This is a genomic window from Methylobacterium sp. J-090, assembly GCF_022829345.1.
Classification (GTDB): domain Bacteria; phylum Pseudomonadota; class Alphaproteobacteria; order Rhizobiales; family Beijerinckiaceae; genus Methylobacterium.
Genome location: NZ_JAKSXV010000098.1, coordinates 267,609 through 288,681, shown reverse-complemented (window position 1 = coordinate 288,681; position 21,073 = coordinate 267,609). Strand labels below are relative to the sequence as shown.

The following is a 21,073-nucleotide window of genomic DNA, read 5'->3' as shown; positions in this document are numbered from 1 at the left end:
GACCCGTCACGGAAGTTTGGTTCACCGCAAGAGGACGTCTTTCATGCAGCGCATCCTGACCTCGGCCGTTTTCGTTCTGGCGACCGCCACCCTCGCGGCGCCTGCCCTCGCTCAGAGTAGCGGCCCCGCCGAAATTCGGCAGCCCGGACCGCCCCGGATCACGACGCCCGGGACACCGGACACGCCCGTGGTGAAGCCGGGCGGTATCGACAACAGCGGCCCCGGCTCCATCGGCTCGGTGGCCCCCGGCGCTACGGGCGCCGAGACCCGCTCCAACAATTCCGGCGCCAGCGGCAATGCCGAGCAGAACACGAAGCCCATCGGCAACACCGGCGGCGGGGGCGGCGGCGGAAGCTGAGTCCTACGGCTCGCGGCGTTCCGCGAAGAAGGCGCGCAGCAGCCCGGCAGCCTCCGCCTCGCGAAAGCCGCCATAGACCTCCGGGGCGTGGTGGCAGGTCGGCTGGTTGAACACTCGGGGGCCATGCTCGACCCCGCCACCCTTGGGGTCGTAGGCACCGAAGTACAGGCGACGGATGCGGGCGAACGCGATGGCGCCCGCGCACATGGGGCACGGCTCCAGGGTGACGTAGAGGTCGCAGCCGGTCAGGCGTTCGTCGCCCAGGATCCCACAGGCCGCGCGGATCGCGAGAATCTCGGCATGCGCCGTCGGGTCCTTCAGGGCGCGGGGCCGGTTGTGGGCCGCCGCGATCACCCGGCCGTCCCGCACCACCACCGCACCCACGGGGACCTCACCGGCCAGGGCCGCGCGGCGCGCTTCATCGAAGGCGAGGCTCAGGGGATCGTCGGTGGTGTGAGGCGGGGCGCGCGTCGGCATCGCCCCGTCCTAATCGCATCACCATCTTTCGGACAATCGCTGCCTCCCGGCGCACCAGCGTGCCGTTCCGGGAGGCAGGATGGGGAACCACCTGCGCGGCGTGACCGTTTCATCTCCAACGCGGCCGAGGCCGCCCGTCTCACACGAGGATCTCACGATGAGCAGCACCACCGACAAGATCAAGGGCGTCGCCAACGAGGCCGTCGGCAACATCAAGCAGGGCATCGGCAACGCCACCGACAACGACAAGCTCAAGGCCGAAGGCAAGGCGCAAGAGCTGAAGGGCGACGCCCAGAAGACGGTGGGCGATGCTAAGGACGGCGTGAAGAGCGCCGCCGACACGGTGAAGAGCAAGCTCTGATCCTCGCATCCCTGACAGATCACTGACGCGCCGTACCCTGTGGGACGTCGGCAGACTGTTCGGAAAGGCAGCCTCGGGGCTGCCTTTTTCGTGTCCCGCTTGCCCGATGTCTCGGGTGCCATGCGCTGCTTCACGCTTGCTTTGGCGCGGGATATCTCGCAACGGCGCCCCCGCTCTGTTATGGGGCAGGCATGAGCGACAACAACGACGACAAGACGGGCGGGTCCGACGACGCGCCCGCCGCCCCCTCCGTTTCGAATCAGGCCGACGCGCCCGCCCCCTGGACCCCCGCCACCGATGCCGGTGTGCCGGGTCCTTCGGCCGAGGAGCAGCCCAGGGTCCGCAAGGCCGCGATGCCGTCGCGCGGGGGTGACGCGCCCCTGAGGCGCAAGGCCGTTGCCCCGGCCAGACCCGTCGCGGAGCGGGCGCCATCCGAGGCCGGCGAAGCGGACAAGGACACGTCGGCGCACGAGGGCGATCGGATCGCCAAGGCCATCGCACGGGCCGGCATCGCCTCGCGCCGCGACGTCGAGGTGATGATCGAGCAGGGTCGCGTGACCCTCAATGGTAAGATCCTGACCTCGCCGGCCATCAACGTCACGGCGGAGGACGAGATCACCGTCGACGGCGAGCCCCTGCCCGAGCGCGAGCGCACCCGCCTGTGGATCTACCACAAGCCGCGCGGCCTCGTGACCACGGCCCGCGACCCCGAGGGGCGCCAAACGGTGTTCGAGGCCCTGCCCGAGGACCTGCCCCGGGTCGTGGCCATCGGCCGCCTCGACATCAACACCGAAGGTCTGCTGCTGCTGACCAACGACGGCGGCCTCGCCAAGGTCATCGCCCACCCGGATACGGGCTGGCTGCGCCGCTACCGCGTACGGGCGCACGGCGACACCAGCCAAGCCGAGCTCGACAAGCTGCGCAAGGGTGTCACCATCGACGGGATGGATTACGGCCCCGTCGACGCGGTTCTCGACCGGTCGTCGGGCGACAACCTCTGGCTGACCCTCGGCCTGCGCGAGGGCAAGAACCGCGAGGTCAAGCGCATCCTCGAGCATCTGGGCCTTGCCGTGAACCGGCTGATCCGCCTGTCGTTCGGGCCGTTCCAGCTCGGCGATCTCGAGGCCGGCCTGACGGAGGAAATCCGCACCAAGGTCTTAAAGGAACAGCTCGGACCCGGCCTGTCCGACCAGGCGGGCGTCGATTTCGAGAGCCCCGTGCGCGAGCCCATCGCGCCGTTCGGCTCGCCGAAGCAGCAGGCCAAGCAGCCGGCTCGCAGCGCCTCGGCGGCGCAGCAGCGCGACCGCCGCGATGTCAACGACGGCGATGCGCGGCCCGCGCGCGGGGCCGAGCGGGGTCCTTCGCGGGGCGGCGACCGCCCCATGTACAAGCCGACGGCGCCCGCCCGGGTCCCCACCGGCGGCAACAGCGCCGGCCCGCGCCGCTCCGTCTGGCGCGCCGAGGAAGACGCCCCCCAGGAGGACGGTCCGCGCCGGGTGAAGATTCCGCGCCGGGGTGCCGACCCCAAGGTCGAGCGCGAGGCCGCCGCCGCACGCGGCCGCGAGCGCGTCGGCTCCATCGGCACCGGCGACCGCCGCGTGCTCGTGGAGCGCCTGAAGGCGAGCCCGCAGGAGCCGGCGCCCGAGCCGCATCGCCGGGACCGCGGCGCCCGCCGCGACGAGACGGGCGCGCCCGAGCGTCCGGTGCGCACAGTCCGCCAGTCGGATGCCCGCGCGGCGCGCCAGAACGACGCTGCCGCGCGCCCGAGCGAGGCCGCGCGCCCGCAGCGCCGCTTCGACAACGACACCCGGCCTCCGCGCCGGGACGACGCGCCGCGTGGCCAGGGGACGCCGCGCGCCTTCTCGAAGCCGGACGGTGCCGAGCGGCGCGGCCCCCCCCGCGGGGGCGATGAGCGTCCGCGCAGCTTCAAGCCCCACGACGGTGGCGGTTTTAACGACCGCGCCGAGCGGCCCGCATTCAACCGTGGGGAGCCCCGGGGCGACAAGCCGTCCGGGTTCCGGGGCGACAAGCCCGGCGGGTTCCGCGGCGGCGACGATCGTTCCGGCGGCTTCCGCGCCGGCGGGGGCAAGCCCGGTGGCTTCAAGGCGGGCGGCTTCAAGGGTGCCGAGCGCTCGGGCGGCGGGGATCGCGACATCGGGGCCGAGCGCTCCGGCGCCGATCGCGGCGGTTTCCGCCCCGGCGACAAGCCCGGTGGCTTCAAGGCCGGCGGCAAGCCCGGCGGGTTCGGCAAGCCCGGCGGGTTCAGCAAGCCCGGCGGTGGTGGCGGTAAGCCGGGTGGTTTCAAGGCTGGCGCTGCGGGCCGCGTCGCCGGCGGTAAGCCCGGTGGGTTCGGCGGTCGGAGCGGCGCGGGTGGCAAGCCCGGCGGCGGGTTTGGCAAGCCTTCGGGTGGCTTCAACAAGCCCGGCGGTGGCGCGGGCCGTCCGCCGCGCGGCGGCCGGTGAGGATCGTCGGCGGCGACCAGCGCGGTCGCCGGCTCGCCACCCCGAAGACCGACGCGATCCGCCCGACCTCCGACCGCCTGCGCGAGGCCGTGTTCAACGTCCTTGCGCACGCCTATGACGACGCGGTCGTGGGTGCCCGCGTCCTCGATCTCTTCGCCGGCACGGGCGCCCTCAGCTTCGAGGCCCTGTCGCGCGGCGCCGCCTACGCGCTCCTCGTCGACGAGGGGGGCGAGGCGCGCGGCCTGATTCGCGAGAACATCGAGGCGTTCGGGGCCGAGGGGCGGACGCGCCTGTTCCGCCGCGACGCCACCCGCCTCGGGCCGGTCGGCACTAGCGGCACCTTCGGCCTCGTCTTCTGCGATCCCCCCTACGGACGCGACCTCGCCCCGGCGGCCCTCGCCTCGGCGGCCTCCGGCGGCTGGCTCGTGCCCGGCGCCCTGGTGGTGGTGGAGGAGACGGCGAGCGTCACCGTCGCGCCGCCGCCGGGCTTTTCGGAGCTGGAGCGCCGGGTCTACGGCGACACCGCCGTGGCCTTCGTTCGCTTCACGGGCTGAGCGTTCAGCGCCGTCCGAACAGCCGCTCGATATCGGCGAGCTTCAGGGCGACGAAGGTCGGGCGGCCGTGGTTGCACGTGCCCGACAGGGGCGTCGCCTCCATCTCGCGCAGGAGCGCGTTCATTTCCTCCGGGCGCAGGCGCCGGCCGGCGCGGATCGAGCCGTGGCAGCTCATCCGCGACAGGATCGCGTCGAGGCGCCGGCTCAGGGGGCCGCCGCCCGACTCGGTGCCGTCGAGGCCGCCCTCTTCCAGTCCACTGCCCGCCAGAGCGTCGAGGATGTCGATGACGAGGGTGCGGGTCGACGCGCCGGCCAGCGCCGCGGGTACCTCGCGGACCAGCACTGCGCCGGGGCCGAAGGCTTCGAGGCTGAGCCCGAGGCGATCGAGATCCGCCGCGGCGTCGAGGAGGCGCGCGGCATCGTCCGGGGCCATCTCGACCACGTCGGGGATCAGCAGGCCCTGGCGGGCGATGCCGCCCGCCGCGCGCTCCCGTTTCAGGCGCTCGTAGACGAGGCGCTCGTGCGCCGCGTGCTGGTCGACGAGGACGAGTCCGTCCCGGGTCTGGGCGACGATGTAGGTTTCGTGGAGCTGGGCCCGTGCCGCCCCGAGGGGATGCTCGCCGGCCGCCTCGGTGTCGTCGTCGCGGGTGTCGCTCGCCGGGCGCAGGTCGGCAGCATCACGAAAATCAGCGCCGGGCGGAGCGAAATCGTGGGTGAAGGCGGCCTGGGGCGCCTCGTCGAAGCCGTTCCGTACCGTGGGGAAACGCCCCGGCGCGCCAAACGAGGGCAGGCCGCGCGGCAGGGGCGCCGTCGTTGAAGGCCGCCCTCCCCACCCTGTGTGGGCCTGCATCGGGCGGCCCCCATCCGCCATCGCGAAAGCGGCTTGGCCCCCTGGGGGCAAAATCTCCGCCCGCAGGGCCTCCAGGGTCCGGGCGGCGGTGGTGGTCGCTGTGCGAGCGCCGGCCCGGCGCAGGGCCTCGTGGATCGCGCTGACGATGAGCCCGCGCACGAGGGACGCGTCGCGGAATCGCACCTCCGTCTTGGCCGGGTGGACGTTGACGTCGACGAAGGCCGGATCGCAGGTGATCGACAGGGCGAGCACGGGGTGGCGATCCGAGCTCATGGTGTCCGCGTAGGCGCCGCGCACGGCGCCGAGCAGGAGGCGGTCGCGCACCGGGCGCCCGTTCACCGTGAAATGGATTTGGTTGGCGTTGCCGCGGTGATAGCTCGGCAAGCCGACATGGCCCGACAGGGCGAAGCCTTCCCGCGCCATGTCGAGGGGCGTCGCGTTGGCGCCGAAATCAGGCCCGAGCACCGCCGTCAGACGTCGGAGCAGCGCGGCCGCGCCGCCCTCGCTCTCGGCCGGAAACACCAGGGGATTGCCGCCCTCGGAGCGCAGCACGAGGCGGATGCCGGGCTCTGCCACGGCGAGGCGCCGGAGGCCATCGGCGATGGCCGCCGTCTCGGCCCGGTCAGACTTGAGGAACTTGAGGCGGGCCGGTGTGGCCGAGAACAGGTCGGCGACCTCGATGCGGGTGCCGCGCGGGCTCGGGGCCGGGCGCACCGCGCCCCGGATTCCGGCATCCACCGTGAGGCTGTGGCCGGTCTCGCCCTCCGCCGTGCGGCTCGTCAGGGTCAGCCGCGCCACGGCGCCGATGGACGGCAGGGCCTCGCCGCGAAAGCCGAGGGTGTCGATCCGGGTGAGGTCGCCGCCCGGCAGCTTCGAGGTGGCGTGGCGCTCCACCGCGAGGGCGAGGTCGTCGGCGTCCATGCCGGCGCCGTCGTCGACGACGCGGATCAGGCGACGGCCTCCGCCCTCGACGGTGATCTCGATGCTCCGCGCGCCGGCATCGATGGCGTTCTCCACGAGCTCCTTCACGGCGGAGGCCGGGCGCTCCACCACCTCGCCGGCCGCGATGCGATCGACGAGGATCGGATCGAGGCGGCGGACCGGGGCGGGGGAACGGGATGGCGCGGGCGGCATGCCCGGACTATACGACCGCCTTCGCGCCGCCGGAAGGCGAGCGGCCGGGGTCCCTGCGCGTCATCCCGCCCGCAACGGGATGGAACCTGTCCGGGGAACGAGGCGTGTCGTGACCGATCTTCTGGAACGCTGCCGGGTGGTGTGGGGGCGGACCGACCGCATCGCCGCTCCGCCGGCCCTTCGCGTCGTGACCGACGCGGTCTACCGACCCGCGATCGGCACCGCGCCCCGGACCCCGGCCGCGCCGGACGGCACGCACTCCGACGGCACGCATCTGGACGGCAACTCTCCGGATGTCGCCGGTGAAGGCCCGGTGGCGCGTGCCGAAGCAATCCCGCACCTCTATCTCGGGCCGCTGGCGACCCATTACGGGCATTTCCTCGTCGGCACGCTCGGGCGCCTGTGGCCCCTCCTCGATTGGCACGGCCCGCCGCCGCGCCTGCTCTACCAGGGTGATGCGGACCCCACCGCCCTACCCTTCCTGGCGCCGATCCTCGCGGGTTTCGGCCTGACGCCCGACGACGTGGTGCGGTTCGATCGACCCACCCGCATTCCGTACCTCGTCCTGCCGGAGCCGAGCCTCGTAGAGCAGGCGTTCGCCCACGCGGTCCATGCCGACCTCGTGCGGACCATCGGGCGCCCGTTCTGGTCGGGCGTGGCGGTCGATGGCGTTGCGCGACCGGCCTACCTGTCGAAGACGCGCCTCGCCTCTGGCATCTCGCGCCTGCGCAACGAACCGGACCTCGAAGCCGCCCTTGCCCGGCGCGGTGTCGACATCGTCTATCCGGAGACTCTCGAACTGCCGGACCTCGTGCGCCTGTTCTCGGAACGCCGGGTGGTGATGGGCACGACGGGGTCCGCCTTCCACACGGCGGCCTTCGCCGCGCCCGGCCGGCGCATCCTCGGCCTGAACTGGGCGCCGCACCTCAACGCGAACTTTCCTCTTCTCGACGGCCTCAATGGCACGCGGGGACGCTACTACCATCCCGCCGGCAGCCAATCCGGCCCGGACGAAGGGTTCCACTTCGGCTGGTCCGTGCCCGATCCCGAGGGGGTGGCGGCGGAACTGGTGCGCCGGGCGGCGGATTTCGACGGACTCGAGGCCCTCGACGTCGAACGGGACATTGCCCGGCGCCGGGCCGGGCGCGGTCCGCTCACGGCGCGGATCGGGCGCTGGCTCGGGCGCCCCTGAGACGGCATGGCGCCTGAGCGCAGCCCGAATCCGTCATCCCGGAGGGATCAAGCGGATTGGGTATGACCTCAGGCGACGCCGGCGCGCAGGAGGTCGTGGTAGTGGACGAGGCCCACGGGGCGGCCGTCCTCGATCACCACCAGGGTGGTGATCTTCATGGATTCCTGGATCTCCAGGGCCTTCGCCAGCAGTGTTTCCGGCACCACCGTGCGGGGCGTGCCGCTCATCAGGGCCTCGACGGCGAGGCTGTCGAGGTCGCTGCGGAAGACGTTGCGGCGGAGATCCCCGTCGGTGACGATGCCGGCGAGGCGCCCGTCCGCCTCCACCACCAGCACGGAGCCGAAGCCCTTGGCGTCGATCTCGCGGATGGCCGCCCGCATGGGCGTGCCGCGCGCGACCACGGGCAGGCGCTCGCCCGTATGCATCACCTCGCGGACCTGACGGAGCGACGCGCCGAGGCGCCCGCCCGGATGGTAGATCCCAAATTCCCGAGCCGAGAAACCGCGCGCTTCGAGGAGCGCGACGGCCAGGGCGTCGCCCAGCGCCAGCTGCATGGCCGTCGAGGTGGTGGGGGCGAGGCCGTTGGGGCAGGCCTCGCGGGCCTTCGGTAGGGTCAGGCAGACATCGGCCTCGCGTCCCAGGGTCGAGCCCGGATTGGCCGTGATGGCGATGAGGCCGACCCGGTAGCGGCGGGCATAGCCGATGATGTCGGCGAGTTCCGTGGTCTCGCCCGACCAGGACAGCGCCACCACCACGTCCTCGGGCTGGATCATGCCGAGGTCGCCGTGGCTCGCCTCCGCCGGGTGGACGTAGAGGGCCGGGGTCCCGGTGGACGCGAAGGTGGCGGCGATCTTGCGGCCGATATGGCCGGACTTGCCCATGCCCGTGAGGATCGCACGGCCCCGGGCGCGGCTGAGATGCGCCACCGCCGCCGTGAAGGCTTCTCCGAGGTCGTTCCCCCCCACACCGCTGCCGATGGCCTCCATGAGGCAGGCGAGGCCGTCGCGCTCGGTTCCGATGGTGCGCAGGGCCGAGGCGACGGCCGGTGTCGGATCGGAGGCCGTGTCGCGTGCCGCGCCGTCCAGGGCCGTGTTCGCTCGAGCCATTCCGCCCCGTCTCCTCGTGTGATTCCGCGCCTGCTCGAACTCGTCTGACGCGCCCATGGCGCGGGCGATGGTGCGCCTATGGCGTGGGAATGTGGTCGCACGGCGACCCCGGCGGGGGCCGCCCGCGCGTCCGTTGACGGCGCATTAACCCTGCCGGTTGTACCGATCTTAACCATGATCCGCCGCTTGCCCGGCGGCTTGTTCCCCGAGTCCGGGGTGTCCAGCGCCCCTCGGGGGCGCCCCGGGGCGCCGCGCCTCCCTTGCGAAGGACAACAGGTCCGTGATGCGTGTGCGGCCGACGGGTGAGTGGCGGAATCGGAGCCTCGGCGGCCTCGCCCTGACGGCCGCCCTTCTCCTGCCGGACACGGCGGCGGCGCAGGTGCAATCACAGGTTCAAGGCCAGTTTCCAGGCCAAGGCCTCGGCCCGTCGCAGACCCAGCGCAGTCAGGCCCCGAGTTTCGGGACCACCACCCAGGCCGATCCCCTCGCCGATGCGACGAGCGGCGACACCCCGCCGTTGCGTCCCACCCGGGACGGCGCCGTGGATACCGGAGCGGGCCTGCCCGCGAGCGGCGATACGCCCAGCGGAGAATCGGGTGCCGGGCTCCCGAGCCCGACCCGTGCGTCCACTGCATTCCGCGCCTCGTCCGGCCCCAACAACCGTGCACTCGGTCCCATCCTGCGACGGCGCGCGGCGCCGGCACGCCGCTTCGGCACAGCCACCACCCGGGTTACGCGTCAGATCACGCAGTCCTCGCCCACCGACCTGCGGCTGACCCCGGTGGTCCGCACCGCCGTGGTCGGCGTCCCCCTGCCGACCCTGCTGCCCCTCGCCGGCATCCAGACGCCGGGGTTCCTGTTCGGCGGGAGCCTGCGCCAGCCCCTCGCCGTGGATCAGGCCTACGCGCCGCTCGGAATCAAGCTCGGGACCTTCACCTTCCTGCCGAGCTTCCAGCAGAGCATCGGCTACGACACCAATCCGGAGCAGATCACCCGTCTGGCGGCCAAGCCTTCGGTGGCCCTGCGCACGGAAGCGGATCTGACCTTCCGCAGCGACTGGTCGGCGAGCGAGCTCAGCGGCGAGTTGCGCGGGGCCTATCTCGACTACCCCGACAACCAAGCGGCGAGCCGGCCCAACGGCCTCGGCGCGACGCGCCTCAGGATCGACGCCAATCGAGACACGCGCATCGATGTCGAGGGCCGTTTCCTCATCGATACCCAGCGCACCGGCACACCCGACCTCAACGTCGGGTCGGCGACGCGCCCGCTCGTCATGAGCTACGGCACCACGGTGGGCGTCACGGAGGTGTTCAACCGTCTGCAGCTCTCCCTGCGCGGCCTCCTCGATCGCTCGCAATTCGAGGATGCACGTCTCGGCGACGGAACCGTGATCACTCAAAGCGACCGCAACCTGAACCAGTACGGGCTGCAATTGCGGGCCGGCTACGAGGTCTCGCCCAGCCTCACGCCCTTCGTCGATGTCCTCGCCGATACGCGCGTCTACGATAGACGCGTCGACACATCCGGCACGCGGCGCGACTCCGACGGACTGACCCTCTCGGCGGGCGCCACCATCGCGCTGACCCGCTTCGTCTCCGGCGAGGTCTCGGCCGGCCTGCAGCACCGCACCTACAACGATCCGACCCTGCGCGATCTCACGGCGCCGGTGATGAACGCGTCCCTCATCTGGACGGCGAGCCCGCTGACCACCGTCCGCCTCAACGCCACGGCGGGCGTCGTCGAGACCGCCGTGACGGGCTCCGGCGGCGTTCGGACCCAGGCCGTCACCCTGGAAGTCCAGCACGATCTGCTGCGCAACCTCTCGCTCATCGGCGGGATCACCTACGTGGCGAGCGACTACGACCGGGTGAACATCTCGGAGCGCGGTTTCTCCGCGACGGCACGCCTCGACTATCGCTTCAACCGGTGGCTCTCCTTGCGTGGCAGCTACATCTACCAACAAGTGGAGAGTTCGATCGCCACGGCGAGCTTTACCTCCAACACCTGGCTCCTCGGCCTGCGGGTGAACCCTTAGCCATCCTGGGCCAAGGAGGTCCTACCGGTCCCGCCCCTCAGCGCACCATCGCCAGGGAGGCGCCGGACTTCGACAGCGCGCCGTCGAGGGCGCCGCCACCCTGGCGCAGCCGGGCCGTGACGGTGCCGCCGGGCTGGTAGAGGTAGACTTCGCCGTCGCGATAATCCCAGGCCGTGACCTTGGCGAGGTCCTTGTTCGGGCAGGCGGCGGCACTGGCCTTGTACAGGTCGAGGGCCGGCGCGCTCGACAGGGAGACCCTGCAGCTCGCGCCCGTTGCGTCCTTGGCCGTCCAGGCGCCGACCACGGAGGACCGGCCCGTGGCCACCACGACGGGCGGCGGGGCCGGTGGCGCGATCGCCGCCGCGCTCGGCTCGGGGGCGATGACCGGAGTCGCGGGGGCGACGGCGACATTGGCCCCGAGGGGCGCGTCCACGGGGGTGGCGGCGGCGCCCGGCGGCGGTGCCAGGGGCGCCGAGGTGATGGGGGCCGACGGCATCGCCGGCACCGATGTGTCGAGGGCCGCCTGGGGACCGGGGCCACGGCCGCTCGCCGGACCGTCGAGTCGCGACGAGGCGCAGGCACCGAGGCCGGCGGTGAGCGCGAGGATGGCGACGGTCGTCAGGAGCGGACGCGGCATCGTTTGGCAAATCCCGAACACGTCGGGGTCGTGGACACGACCCTCGTGCGCGCTGCCTCACCGTCAAATGCGATGGCCGCAAGGCAGGGTCGCCCGCGTCCTGGGGATTCCCGCACGGGTCGGTGACTTTGCGTCCCGGTGTGGCCGGAACGCCTCAAGCCGGATGGATCAGGCCTTGCGGATGCCGCCGATGGACAGGCGCAGGTGTTTGGGACCGCGCAGGGCCGAGCCCGGCCGATAGGGCGGCGGATCGGCCTGGAGACGCGGGTCGTCGAGGCGCCGGGCGAGCGCGGTCAGCGCCGCCTCCGCCTCGAACCGGGCGAGCGGCGCGCCGACGCAATAATGCAGCCCGCCGCCGAAGCCGAGATGGCGGATGCCGCCCCGGTCGGGGTCGAAGCGGTCGGCGTCGTTGAACACCGCCGGGTCGCGGTTGCCGGAGGCCAGGAGCAGGATCACGTCAGCGCCCTCCGGGATCGTGACGTCACCCATGGGGATATCCGCTAGCGCCCGGCGGGTTCGGAACTGGACCGGGGGATCGTAGCGCTGCACCTCTTCAATGAGGCGCGGCGCCCGGGCCGGATCGTCGCGCAGACGTGCCAACTCCGCCGGATTGCGCATCAATGCCAGCATGGCGTTGGCGATGAGGTTCACGGTGGTCTCGTGGCCGGCCACCAGCATCAGGATCGAGGTGGCGATGAGGTCGTAATCGCCCATGCGCGGGATGCCCGGCACGCCGTTCACGGCCAGGCCAGACAGCATGTCGTCCTTGGGGTGCCGGCGCTTCTCCTTGATGAGACCGGTCATGTACGTGGAGATGGTCTCGAAGGTCCGGCTGTTCTCGGACCGCTTCTCGGTGTCCGCCATGGTGTCGGGTTCGAGGGCGGTGGCGAGCTGCGTTGCCCAGCCGTGGAATTGCGGCTCGTCCTCGGTCGGAATGCCGAGCAGCTCGCAGATGATGGTCACGGGAAGCGGGTAGGCGAGGTCGTCGACGATATCGAAGCTCCTGGCCGCCGCGTGCCTATCCAGGATCTCGTCCACGAGGACGTGCGAGCGCTCGCGCAGCACTTGGACGCGCTTCTGCGTGAACTCGTGCATCACGGCCTTGCGCAGGGTGTCGTGATCGGGCGGGTCGCGGAAGATGAACGGCCGGTGGGTATCGGTGATCCGGTCGCGGATCGGCTTGACGATCCAGTCGGAGATCGGGTTGCCGGTCTTGGGCCGGTCGGCCGGCGGCAGGGTCTCGGAACTGATCCGCGGGTCGTGCAGAAGGCTGCTGATCGCCGCGTGCGTCGCGGCCACGTAGGTGCCGTCGGACTGGCGCGACACGGGCGTCTCGCGCAGACGGGCGAAGAGTGGATAGGGATCGACGCGGTTGGCCTCGTCCTTGACCTGCTCGAACAGGGTCGCGTCGCTCATCGCTCGTCCTCTTTCGGAAACCCGGGCGGCAGCACCCTCAGGCGGCCCTGGTCCACGGCGCCGTGGATCGGCGGGAACGGTGCGCCCGCCGCCACCATCTCGGCATAGGCCGGCAGCCAGCGCACGGAGTCGAACGAGACGGCGGCGATGCAGCGTCCGGCACGGCCGTAGAGGGCGAGGAACCGCCCGGTCTTCGGATCGCCCTGGGCGATGACGAGGCCGTCGGCGCCCTCGGTCAGGCCCGCCATCTTGAGGGTGACTCCACCCTGCGACGACCAGAAGGCCGGCACCTCGGCATAGGCCGGGCTGCTGGCCTGTCCCGCGAGCAGGCGCCCGGCATGCGCGCCCTGCGCCACGGCGTGACCCCAATGCTCTAGGGCGACGCGACGTCCGTCGTAGATGGGATGGGGAAAGCGCGCCACGTCGCCGGCGGCGGCGATGGTCCGGTCGGACCGCCCATCCGTGTCGAGCACGTAGCCGTCCGCATCGCAGTCGACGCCGCCCTCGTCGAAGGCGAGGCCGGAGCCCGAGAGCCATTCGGTGTTGCGGACCGCGCCGAGGGCGACGACCACGCACGTCGTCTCGATCGTGCGACCATCCGCGAGGCGGGCGCGCACCACGTGCCCGCTGTCGTCATCCTCGAGGGCCTCGACCTTCGCGCCCAAGCGCAGATCGACGCCGCGCACCGCGTGCAGGGCCGCGACGACGGAGCCGAGATGGCTGCCGAGCACCCGTTCCAGCACCGTCGCGCCGCTCTCCACCAGGGTGACGGGCAGATCGAGGTCGCGGCAGGCGGCGGCCACCTCGCAGCCGATGAAGCCGCCACCGATGACGAGCACCCGGCCGGGCCCGGCCGCAAGCGCCCCCCGCAGGGCCGCCGCGTCATCGCGACTCCGCAGGGTGTGGACGCCTCCGAACCGGTTCTGCACCGTGTCCGGCCAGGGCCGTGCCCGCGCGCCGGTGGCGATGAGGAGGCGGTCGTAGGCGACGCGGTCGCCGCTCTCCAGAATGACGGCCCGGTCGGACCGGTCGAGGCCTGCGGCGGCCGAGCCGAGGCGCCATTCCGCGTCGAGGGGCTCGAGGTTCGGCAGGGTGGTGGCCCCGGGCGCGACGCCGCCGGTCAGGACCAGCTTCGACAGGGGCGGCCGATCGTACGGCCGGTGCGGTTCTGCGCCGATAAGGGTGAGGCGGCCCTGGAAGCCGGCCTTCCGGGCGGCTTCGGCGCCCCGCAGGCCCGCCAGGGACGCGCCGACGACAACGAGATGTTCCATAGTCACGCGCGTTGCCGCCCCGCGTCTTCGACACGGATCGCCTGGACAGGACACGCGACGCGGGCGCGCTCGATGTCGTCGCGCGCCGCTGCCGTCGGCGCCGGATCGTAGTGGAGCGCCTCGGCGCCGTGCAGGGCGAAATGGTGCGGTGCCGCGTAGCAGCACTGAGCATAAGCCTGACAGCGGTTGAGATCGACGGTGACCCGCAGGCCGCCCGCAGCGCGCGAGACATCTGGGCTCGGCGACGGGCCGATGCGGTCGGGGTTCGGATCAGGCATGGAGGCGCAATGTCCGCGAGGCACCGGCGGTTCCGCACCGCACGCGCGTCACAGGGTCCGGTACATCACCAGGGCGTCGACGAAGCCGTGGAGCGGATGGCGAAAGGCCCCGGGCAGGCGTCCGACCACCTTGAATCCGAGATGCTCCCAGAGGGCGACGGCGCGGGTGTTGGTGGATACGACGAAGTTGAACTGCATCGCCGAAAACCCTGCCTGCCGGGCGGTCTCCAGGGCGTGCCGGCCCATGGCCTGGGCGATGCCGCGCCCACCCGCATCCGGGTGGGTCATGAACCCGGCATTGGCCACATGGCCACCGCCGCCGGGCTGGTTCGCCCGCAGCAGGTAGGTGCCCCGCACCGCGCCCTCGCTCGCGGCGACGAAGACGCGGTTGCCGGGGGTGAACCAGTAGGCAAGCATGTCCGCGCGGGTGCCGTCGCGGGGCAGCGTGTAGGTCTCGCCGGCGCGGATCGTCGGTTCGAGGATGGCCCAGACGGCATCGTGATCCGCAGCGTCTGCGGAGCGGATCGTCGGATTCATGCGGCGATCCCCGTCATGCCGATGCGGCCCCAGCCGGGCAGCTTCACCGCCGGCCGGCGCAGGTCGATCCCGGCGACCAGACCCAGAAGATTGACCTCGATGCCCTCGACCCAGCCGAGGGTCAAACCAGCATAGCCGCCGAAACCGAGGCGCAGACCGGTGCCGCTCGGTGTGCGCTCCACGAACCGTCCGGGCGGCGTCCAGTCCTTGCCCAGGGCGGTGGGCGGCAGGGTCGTGGCGATGCCGGGAATGCGGGCCATCACATGGGCCGCGAAGGTGTTAGAGTTCGGCCCCGGCCAGACCGTGTAGGAGCCCAGCGCCCGGTGCGGATAATCCGCCACCGCCGACCGTACCGCCGGGATCGCCGCCTCGGCCGAGGCCCCGTCGAGGGCCAGGATGGTCTCGGGCGGATTGCCGAACCACAGGCCGTCCGCTGCCCAGCCATCCGTCCGCACGGGCAGGCCCCATCCGACGACGTCGTAGCGTGTGTAGCGGGTGGCGCCGGCGGCCTTGATCACGATCCAGCTGTGATGGGCGACGATCCCGCGCCAGCGCCCGACCCGCGCCGCATACACCCGGACGAGGGCCGGATCGTCGGCCTTCGGCCGCGCCAGGAGGCCGGTGCTCGACCAGCTCGGGGCCACCTCCGCGCGGGCGAGCCACCACAGCGCGTGGGTCCCGAGGGGGAGGAGGAAGCCGAGCAAGACGAGGATTGCGAGCCCGCGCAGGATCGCCAGGAGGGGGACGGATACCATTGCATCGAGAATTCGGCATGGGAGGCCGCATCGGCAAGTCCCGCTCGGCGAGAGCCGAACCGATGCGCCTGCGCAACAGGGCCGCACCATCGAGCGACCCGAGCTACGAAAGGACTTGTTACATTATCACATCTGCTTAATGAAACATTATAACGTTTGTTGTGTGAGGTTCGACGATGCACGCCGGTTTGTCGAAGGGTCTGCTGGCGGGAACGATCCTGGCCGGGGCCGGACTGATGTCCGGGGATGCGCGGGCGCAGCAGGCGGAGGCGACGCTCTCCGAACTCAGCGTCACGTCGCCGAGTCCCATCGTGCCGTTGCGCGGAAGCGGCGTGGCGAGCGCCCCGGCCACCGGCATCCTACCCGTCGTCGTCAACACCTTCTCGCCCGTCACCGTGGTCACCGCCGACCAGATCGCCCGTGAGCAGCCGCGCACCCTCGGCGACGCCCTCGCCGACCGGCCGGGCATCTCGGCCTCGACCTACGCGCCCGGCGCCGCGAGCCGTCCGATCATCCGCGGCCTCGACAACAGCCGGGTCCGCATCCAGGAGAACGGCGTCGGCATCCAGGACGTGTCGGAGCTCGGCGAGGACCACGGCGTCCCCATCAACCCGCTGGTCGCCAACCGCATCGAGGTGATCCGGGGGCCGGCCTCCCTGCGTTTCGGTTCCCAGGCCATCGGCGGCGTGGTGAGCGCCGAGAACAACCGCGTGCCGACCTTCATCCCCGAGCGGGGCATCTCGGGCTCCGCCACCACGGGGTATTCCACCGTGGACAACGGCCGCCTCGGCGCCGTGACGGTGGATGCGGGCGCGGGCAACGTCGCGGTCCATGCCGACGGATTCAAGACAGCGTCCGACAGTTACGCCACCCCCCTCGGGATTCAGCGCAACTCCGCCAACGAGTCCCAGGGTGGCGCCGTCGGCATATCGTTCATCGGCGACCGGGGCTTCGTCGGCCTGTCCTACAGCCACTACGACGCGCTCTATCAGATTCCCGGCGGCTCGGCGGCGGAGAACCGCACCCGCCTCGACCCGCGCCAGGATCGCCTGCTGGCCCGCGGCGAATTCCGCCCCCTCGACGGGCCCATCGCGGCGATCCGGTTCTGGGTCGGCGGCTCGGTCTATCGTCACGACGAGACCGGGATCGGTGGGGATGGGCAGGACGGCATCCGCGCCACGTTCAAGAACCGCGAGGCGGAGGCCCGCGTCGAATTCCAGCACGTGCCGGTCTTCACGGCCCTCGGCACGCTGACGGGTGCCCTCGGCCTGCAGGCCGGCCGCCGCACCCTCGGCACCGCCGGCGAGGCGGGTGGTCTGCTGGCGCCGACGGATTCGCGCAGCAACGCCGCGTACCTCTTCGAGGAGCTGGCAATGGGCAACGGCCTGCGCGTCCAGGCCGCCGGCCGCATCGAGGGGGACCGCTCCACCGGCACCGCGACGCTGTTTCCCGGCGACTTCCTGCCGGTCGAGGGCGAGGACCCACTCTCCTACGGCCGCCGCCGCCGGTTCGCCCCGAAGAGCCTCAGCTTCGGCGCCCTTCAGGATCTCCCCAACGGGTTCGTCGCCAGCCTGAACGGCAGCTTCGTCGAGCGCGCGCCGACCGCCTTCGAGCTGTATTCGCGCGGCGCCCACGATGCGACGGAGACCTTCGAGATCGGCAACGCCGCCCTCAAGAAGGAGCGGGCCCGCACCATCGAGGCCAGCATCCGCCGAGCCGAGGGGCCGCTGCGCCTCGACGCCACCGGCTACTACACCCGCTACACCGGCTTCATCTACAAGCGCGACACTGGCCTCCGGTGCGGCGACGATTTCGCGTCCTGCGGCAGCGACGACGAATTGCAGCAGATCGTCTACGCGCAGCGCAACGCCACGTTCTATGGGGCCGAGATCGGCGCGCAGCTCGATCTCCTGCCCGTGGGCAACGGCTGGGCCGGCCTCGACGCCCAGTACGACTTAATCCGCGCCCAGTTCGACGACGGCACTTTCGTGCCGCGCATCCCGCCCCACCGCGTCGGCGGCGGCCTGTTCGTGCGCGCCGACGGCTGGTTCGCCCGGGTGAACCTGCTCCACGCCTTCGCCCACACGGAGGTCGCCCCCATCGAGACGGTGACCCCCGGTTTCGACGACCTGCGCACCGAGGTCAGCTACACCAAGCCCCTCGACCCCGTGCTGTACGGCGCCACCGAAGTGACCCTCGGCCTCCAGGGCCGCAACCTGCTGAACGACCAGATCCGCAACTCGGCCTCGTTCAAGAAGGACGAGATCCTGCTGCCGGGCCGCAACGTGCGGGTGTTCCTGACGGCGCGGTTCTGAACCGTCAGAGCAGGCGCCCTTGGCCTTGGTCCGACAGGATCGGCCGGCCCGCGAAAGCTTCGCGCGTGGTCGGCCTCGGGTCGGGCTCCGCCCCGGTCAGCGTCTCCTGCGCGTCCGTGTCGCCGGAGACGCTGCAGCGGTAGACGATCTCGTCCGGCGGACCGAGGCCGGTGTCGAGGGGGATCGCGACGGTGTCATCGGCAAAGCGCCACTTGCGGGTGCCGCGGTCCCAGTAGAGCCAGACCGTCGTCGGATGGCCCTGAACCCCGAACACCGCCGCCTTCTTCGAGAGGGCCTGGACCGTGCGGGGTGCGTACATCCCCTTTCGCCGGTAGGCTTCCTGAAAGGTCGCCCCCTGTCGGTCGATGAAGGTGTTGCGCACGACCCGGATCGTCGCGCCGGGCTTGGCCAGGAACCGTTTGAAGTCGCTCAAAGAGCGAAGGACGAGTGCCATGCCGGTCACCCTCGATTGCGTCGTCGATCGGTCGCTCCGACATCGCGTCTGAACTTGTCGAAGAGCCTGCGGGCCAATTGTTCGATTTCGATGACACCGTCCCCACTGGTCCCAAGGGTCTTAGCGGGGATATCAACAGAAATCGCGGGTTATGCCCAGACCATGTCGGATCGTCCGGCCATTCCCAGGGGTATTCCTGCGCCCAGGGCCGTGATCCGGTCCCTTGACCCGGACCGCGTCGTGCCGCGTTGTCGGTCCATGCTACTCCAGTTCTTCACCGCCCTGCGCGAGGCAAAGGTTCCCGTCACCCTACGGGAGTTTCTGACCCTGCTGGAGGCCCTCCATCGCGACCTCGCCGACAAGCGCGTGGAGGAATTCTACCTGCTGGCCCGCACGGCCCTGGTGAAGGACGAGCGCCACCTCGACCGGTTCGACCGGGTGTTCGGCACCGTCTTCAAGGGGCTGGAGACCGTGGGCGAGGCGACGGACCCCTCCGCGATCCCGGAGGAATGGCTGCGCCGCATCGCGGAAAAATACCTCACCGACGACGAGAAGGCGGAGCTGAAGGCGCTCGGCTGGGACACGCTGTTCGAGACCCTGAAACAGCGCCTCGCCGAGCAGAAGGCGCGCCACGAGGGCGGCTCGAAATGGATCGGCACCGGCGGTACCTCGCCGTTCGGCGCCTACGGCTACAACCCGGAAGGCATCCGCATCGGCCAGGACGGCAACCGCAACTTCCGCGCGGTGAAGGTGTGGGACAAGCGCGAGTTCCGGGATCTCGACGACGGCGTCGAGCTCGGCACCCGCAACATGCGGGTGGCCCTGCGGCGCCTGCGCCGTTTCGCCCGCACGGGGGCAGCCGAGGAACTCGACCTCGACGGCACGATCCGGGAAACGGCGGCGAAGGGCTACCTCGACGTGAAGCTGCGGCCCGAGCGCCGCAACACCGTCAAGGTACTGCTCTTCCTCGATGTGGGCGGGTCGATGGACTGGCATATCGGGCTCGCCGAAGAGCTGTTCTCGGCGGCCCGGTCCGAGTTCAAGCACGTGGAACACTATTACTTCCACAACTGTCCCTACGAGGCCGTGTGGAAGGACAATCGCCGCCGCCGCGACGAGACCGTGTCCCTGCTGGAGGTGCTGCGGACCTATCCGTCGGATTACCGGGTGGTGATCGTCGGTGACGCCTCCATGAGCCCTTACGAGATCGCGACGCCGGGCGGCTCCGTGGAGCACTGGAACGCGGAATCCGGCGAGGTCTGGCTCGGACGCCTGCTGGAGCGGTTCTCGAAGGCGGTGTGGCTGAACCCCATCCCCGCCGATCACTGGGGCTACGCCCAGTCCATCGCCATGATCCGCCGGATCGTCGGCGGGCGGATGTATCCCCTCACCATCGAGGGCATCGATTCCGCCATGCGTGAACTGGTGCGATGACGACGGACCGTCTCCCCGAGGGCGGCTTCGCCGGCCTCGTGCCGGAACTCGACGTGTTCGATCTGGAGCGGAGCCTGAAATTCTGGTGCGGCGGCCTCGGCTTCGTCGTCGCCTATGCCCGGCCGGAGGCGGGCTTCGCCTACCTGGAGCGGGACGGCGTCCAGGTGATGCTCAACCGCGTCAACGGCAACTGGTCCGTGGGCGCCCTGGAGCCGCCGCTGGGCCGGGGCCTCAACCTGCAGATCACCGTCGCGACCCTCGAACCAGTGCTGGTGGGCCTCGCGGCCGGGGGCTCGCCGCTGTTCCGCGGCGTCCACGATGCCTGGTACCGGGCCGGCAGCGTCGAGATCGGTCTCCGTCAGGTCCTGGTGCAGGACCCCGACGGCTATCTCCTGCGCCTCTGCGAGGCCCTCGGAACGCGTTCTGTCGACCCTGTCCTCAACCTTGGCGGGCCGGCGTCGTCACCGTGAGGCCGTCGAGTTCCGGCTTGATCCGGATCTGGCAGCACAGGCGGGAGGTCGTGCGCACGTCGGAGGCGAAGTCGAGCATGTCCTGCTCCATGTCCTCGGCCGGGCCGACGATGGCGGCCCAGGCGTCATCGACGTAGACGTGACAGGTGGCGCAGGCGCAGGCGCCCCCGCATTCGGCGTCGATCCCCGGCACGTTGTTGCGGATCGCCGCTTCCATCACGGTCGATCCTACGTCGCCCTCCACGGTCCTGGCCGTGCCGGTATGGTCGACGTAGGTGATCTTGGGCATCAGGGGCTCCGGGCTCGTACAACGCGTGTGTGGCCGGTTGTGCGGCGCGAGGTCTGCCTTGAAGGGGCAGGCCCCGGAATGCAAGCGCTCGCCGCCGCGCGACGGACATTCCTGCGCTTGGGCCGACAACCTTGCGCTTACGCGGGACACGCCGCGCCGTTCCATTCCAACCACTGCGACGGGTTCGCTCCGGTCACCCGTTCGGGATTGCCTGAAGTGCCGCCGCGACGGCCTCCGCCAGGGGAGCGGTCCCCGGATCGCGGCCGGCGCGCAGGGCGTCTTCCACGGCGGCGCTCGCCGCCGCCACGCGCCCGGCGCCGACACCGAGGGCCGAGCCCTTCAGGGTATGGGCGAGGTCCGCCCGCTCCGCCATGGGCCGAGACGGATCGAGGATTTCCGACAGGAGGCGCTGGCACTGACCGGCGAACAGCATCAGGAGGTCGCGGGCGAGCTCCGCGTCGCCGAAGGTCTGTCGGGCGAGGTGGTCGTGGTCGAGGGGTGTCTGGTCGAGAGGTGTCACGGGTGCTTTTCAGTGGGGATCGGGAGGCTATGTCCGGGCGGCCCTATCCACAGGCGCGGCGCCGCCCTTGGTTTGCGTTTAAGCATTGCGGGCCCATGGATAAAGCCGACGGCGGAGCACCGGGCCTCGGCCTTGGTAACCATTCCGTTAAGGTTTTTGCGGCGGACG

The 21,073-nt window shown here is 71.2% G+C and carries 21 protein-coding genes; 9 read left to right on the top strand and 12 right to left on the bottom strand.

Annotated features, from left to right (window positions below):
- Positions 1-43 precede the first annotated feature (43 nt).
- The gene (locus MKK49_RS20845) at positions 44-358 is read left to right on the top strand and encodes a hypothetical protein (RefSeq protein ID WP_244031768.1); all 315 of its coding nucleotides are present in this window, start codon (positions 44-46) and stop codon (positions 356-358) included.
- 3 nt (positions 359-361) lie between these two features.
- Here the strand turns inward: MKK49_RS20845 and MKK49_RS20840 are convergent, their stop codons facing one another.
- Positions 362-835, bottom strand: a complete 474-nt coding sequence (locus MKK49_RS20840) for a nucleoside deaminase (RefSeq protein ID WP_244031767.1) — start codon at positions 833-835, stop codon at positions 362-364.
- Between the two features lie 157 nt (positions 836-992).
- Here MKK49_RS20840 and MKK49_RS20835 point away from each other — a divergent pair, with 157 nt between their 5' ends.
- The 3 genes from MKK49_RS20835 to rsmD all read left to right on the top strand — a co-directional run bounded on the left by MKK49_RS20835 (position 993) and on the right by rsmD (position 4,212).
- Positions 993-1,196: a CsbD family protein gene (locus MKK49_RS20835; RefSeq protein ID WP_244031766.1), complete on the top strand. Its 204-nt coding sequence runs from the start codon at positions 993-995 to the stop codon at positions 1,194-1,196.
- Between the two features lie 191 nt (positions 1,197-1,387).
- A complete protein-coding gene (locus MKK49_RS20830; protein ID WP_244031765.1) occupies positions 1,388-3,658 on the top strand; it encodes a pseudouridine synthase in 2,271 nt (756 codons plus the stop codon).
- Positions 3,655-4,212 (top strand): 16S rRNA (guanine(966)-N(2))-methyltransferase RsmD, encoded by a 558-nt coding sequence (gene rsmD, locus MKK49_RS20825; protein WP_244031764.1) that lies wholly within the window; start codon positions 3,655-3,657, stop codon positions 4,210-4,212. Before MKK49_RS20830 ends, rsmD begins: the two co-directional genes overlap by 4 nt.
- A gap of 4 nt (positions 4,213-4,216) precedes the next feature.
- On the opposite strand, the gene mutL is transcribed toward rsmD, so the two are convergent.
- Complete coding sequence (mutL, locus tag MKK49_RS20820; protein WP_244031762.1) at positions 4,217-6,196, bottom strand: DNA mismatch repair endonuclease MutL; 1,980 nt, start codon at positions 6,194-6,196, stop codon at positions 4,217-4,219.
- A 109-nt stretch (positions 6,197-6,305) separates the two neighbouring features.
- Here mutL and MKK49_RS20815 point away from each other — a divergent pair, with 109 nt between their 5' ends.
- Positions 6,306-7,388, top strand: coding sequence for a glycosyltransferase family 61 protein (locus MKK49_RS20815; protein ID WP_244031760.1), 1,083 nt, complete (start codon positions 6,306-6,308; stop codon positions 7,386-7,388).
- A 68-nt stretch (positions 7,389-7,456) separates the two neighbouring features.
- Here the strand turns inward: MKK49_RS20815 and MKK49_RS20810 are convergent, their stop codons facing one another.
- Positions 7,457-8,494 (bottom strand): SIS domain-containing protein, encoded by a 1,038-nt coding sequence (locus tag MKK49_RS20810; protein WP_244031758.1) that lies wholly within the window; start codon positions 8,492-8,494, stop codon positions 7,457-7,459.
- A gap of 283 nt (positions 8,495-8,777) precedes the next feature.
- On the opposite strand from MKK49_RS20810, the gene MKK49_RS20805 reads away from it, so the two are divergent.
- Positions 8,778-10,529 (top strand): outer membrane beta-barrel protein, encoded by a 1,752-nt coding sequence (locus MKK49_RS20805; protein ID WP_244031757.1) that lies wholly within the window; start codon positions 8,778-8,780, stop codon positions 10,527-10,529.
- 37 nt (positions 10,530-10,566) lie between these two features.
- On the opposite strand, the gene MKK49_RS20800 is transcribed toward MKK49_RS20805, so the two are convergent.
- The 6 genes from MKK49_RS20800 to MKK49_RS20775 form a co-directional block, all read right to left on the bottom strand.
- Positions 10,567-11,166, bottom strand: coding sequence for an AprI/Inh family metalloprotease inhibitor (locus MKK49_RS20800; protein ID WP_244031756.1), 600 nt, complete (start codon positions 11,164-11,166; stop codon positions 10,567-10,569).
- Between the two features lie 168 nt (positions 11,167-11,334).
- Entirely contained in the window at positions 11,335-12,582 is a 1,248-nt protein-coding gene (locus tag MKK49_RS20795) for a cytochrome P450 (protein ID WP_244031755.1), read from the bottom strand.
- The gene (locus MKK49_RS20790; RefSeq protein WP_244031754.1) at positions 12,579-13,853 is read right to left on the bottom strand and encodes an NAD(P)/FAD-dependent oxidoreductase; all 1,275 of its coding nucleotides are present in this window, start codon (positions 13,851-13,853) and stop codon (positions 12,579-12,581) included. Before MKK49_RS20790 ends, MKK49_RS20795 begins: the two co-directional genes overlap by 4 nt.
- Positions 13,854-13,855: 2 nt before the next feature.
- On the bottom strand, positions 13,856-14,062 hold the full coding sequence (locus MKK49_RS20785; protein ID WP_244031841.1) for a ferredoxin: 207 nt from the start codon (positions 14,060-14,062) through the stop codon (positions 13,856-13,858).
- A 117-nt stretch (positions 14,063-14,179) separates the two neighbouring features.
- A complete protein-coding gene (locus MKK49_RS20780) occupies positions 14,180-14,668 on the bottom strand; it encodes a GNAT family N-acetyltransferase (protein ID WP_244031753.1) in 489 nt (162 codons plus the stop codon).
- A complete protein-coding gene (locus MKK49_RS20775; protein WP_244031752.1) occupies positions 14,665-15,423 on the bottom strand; it encodes a DUF3750 domain-containing protein in 759 nt (252 codons plus the stop codon). The genes MKK49_RS20780 and MKK49_RS20775 overlap by 4 nt, the downstream gene beginning before the upstream one ends.
- Positions 15,424-15,599: 176 nt before the next feature.
- On the opposite strand from MKK49_RS20775, the gene MKK49_RS20770 reads away from it, so the two are divergent.
- Positions 15,600-17,738, top strand: coding sequence for a TonB-dependent receptor (locus MKK49_RS20770; protein ID WP_409565113.1), 2,139 nt, complete (start codon positions 15,600-15,602; stop codon positions 17,736-17,738).
- Positions 17,739-17,742: 4 nt separating this feature from the next.
- Here the strand turns inward: MKK49_RS20770 and MKK49_RS20765 are convergent, their stop codons facing one another.
- Positions 17,743-18,192, bottom strand: coding sequence for a hypothetical protein (locus tag MKK49_RS20765; RefSeq protein WP_244031750.1), 450 nt, complete (start codon positions 18,190-18,192; stop codon positions 17,743-17,745).
- A gap of 258 nt (positions 18,193-18,450) precedes the next feature.
- Between MKK49_RS20765 and MKK49_RS20760 the strand changes: the two genes are divergently transcribed.
- Both MKK49_RS20760 and MKK49_RS20755 read left to right on the top strand, forming a co-directional pair.
- Positions 18,451-19,626 carry a vWA domain-containing protein gene (locus MKK49_RS20760; RefSeq protein WP_244031748.1) on the top strand — a complete coding sequence of 392 codons (1,176 nt, stop codon included), beginning with the start codon at positions 18,451-18,453 and terminating at the stop codon, positions 19,624-19,626.
- Entirely contained in the window at positions 19,623-20,096 is a 474-nt protein-coding gene (locus MKK49_RS20755) for a bleomycin resistance protein (protein WP_244031747.1), read from the top strand. The genes MKK49_RS20760 and MKK49_RS20755 overlap by 4 nt, the downstream gene beginning before the upstream one ends.
- On the opposite strand, the gene MKK49_RS20750 is transcribed toward MKK49_RS20755, so the two are convergent.
- Positions 20,065-20,385: a 2Fe-2S iron-sulfur cluster-binding protein gene (locus MKK49_RS20750; RefSeq protein ID WP_244031746.1), complete on the bottom strand. Its 321-nt coding sequence runs from the start codon at positions 20,383-20,385 to the stop codon at positions 20,065-20,067. The genes MKK49_RS20755 and MKK49_RS20750 overlap by 32 nt on opposite strands.
- A 193-nt stretch (positions 20,386-20,578) precedes the next feature.
- A complete protein-coding gene (locus MKK49_RS20745; protein WP_244031745.1) occupies positions 20,579-20,905 on the bottom strand; it encodes an Hpt domain-containing protein in 327 nt (108 codons plus the stop codon).
- Positions 20,906-21,073 lie beyond the last annotated feature (168 nt).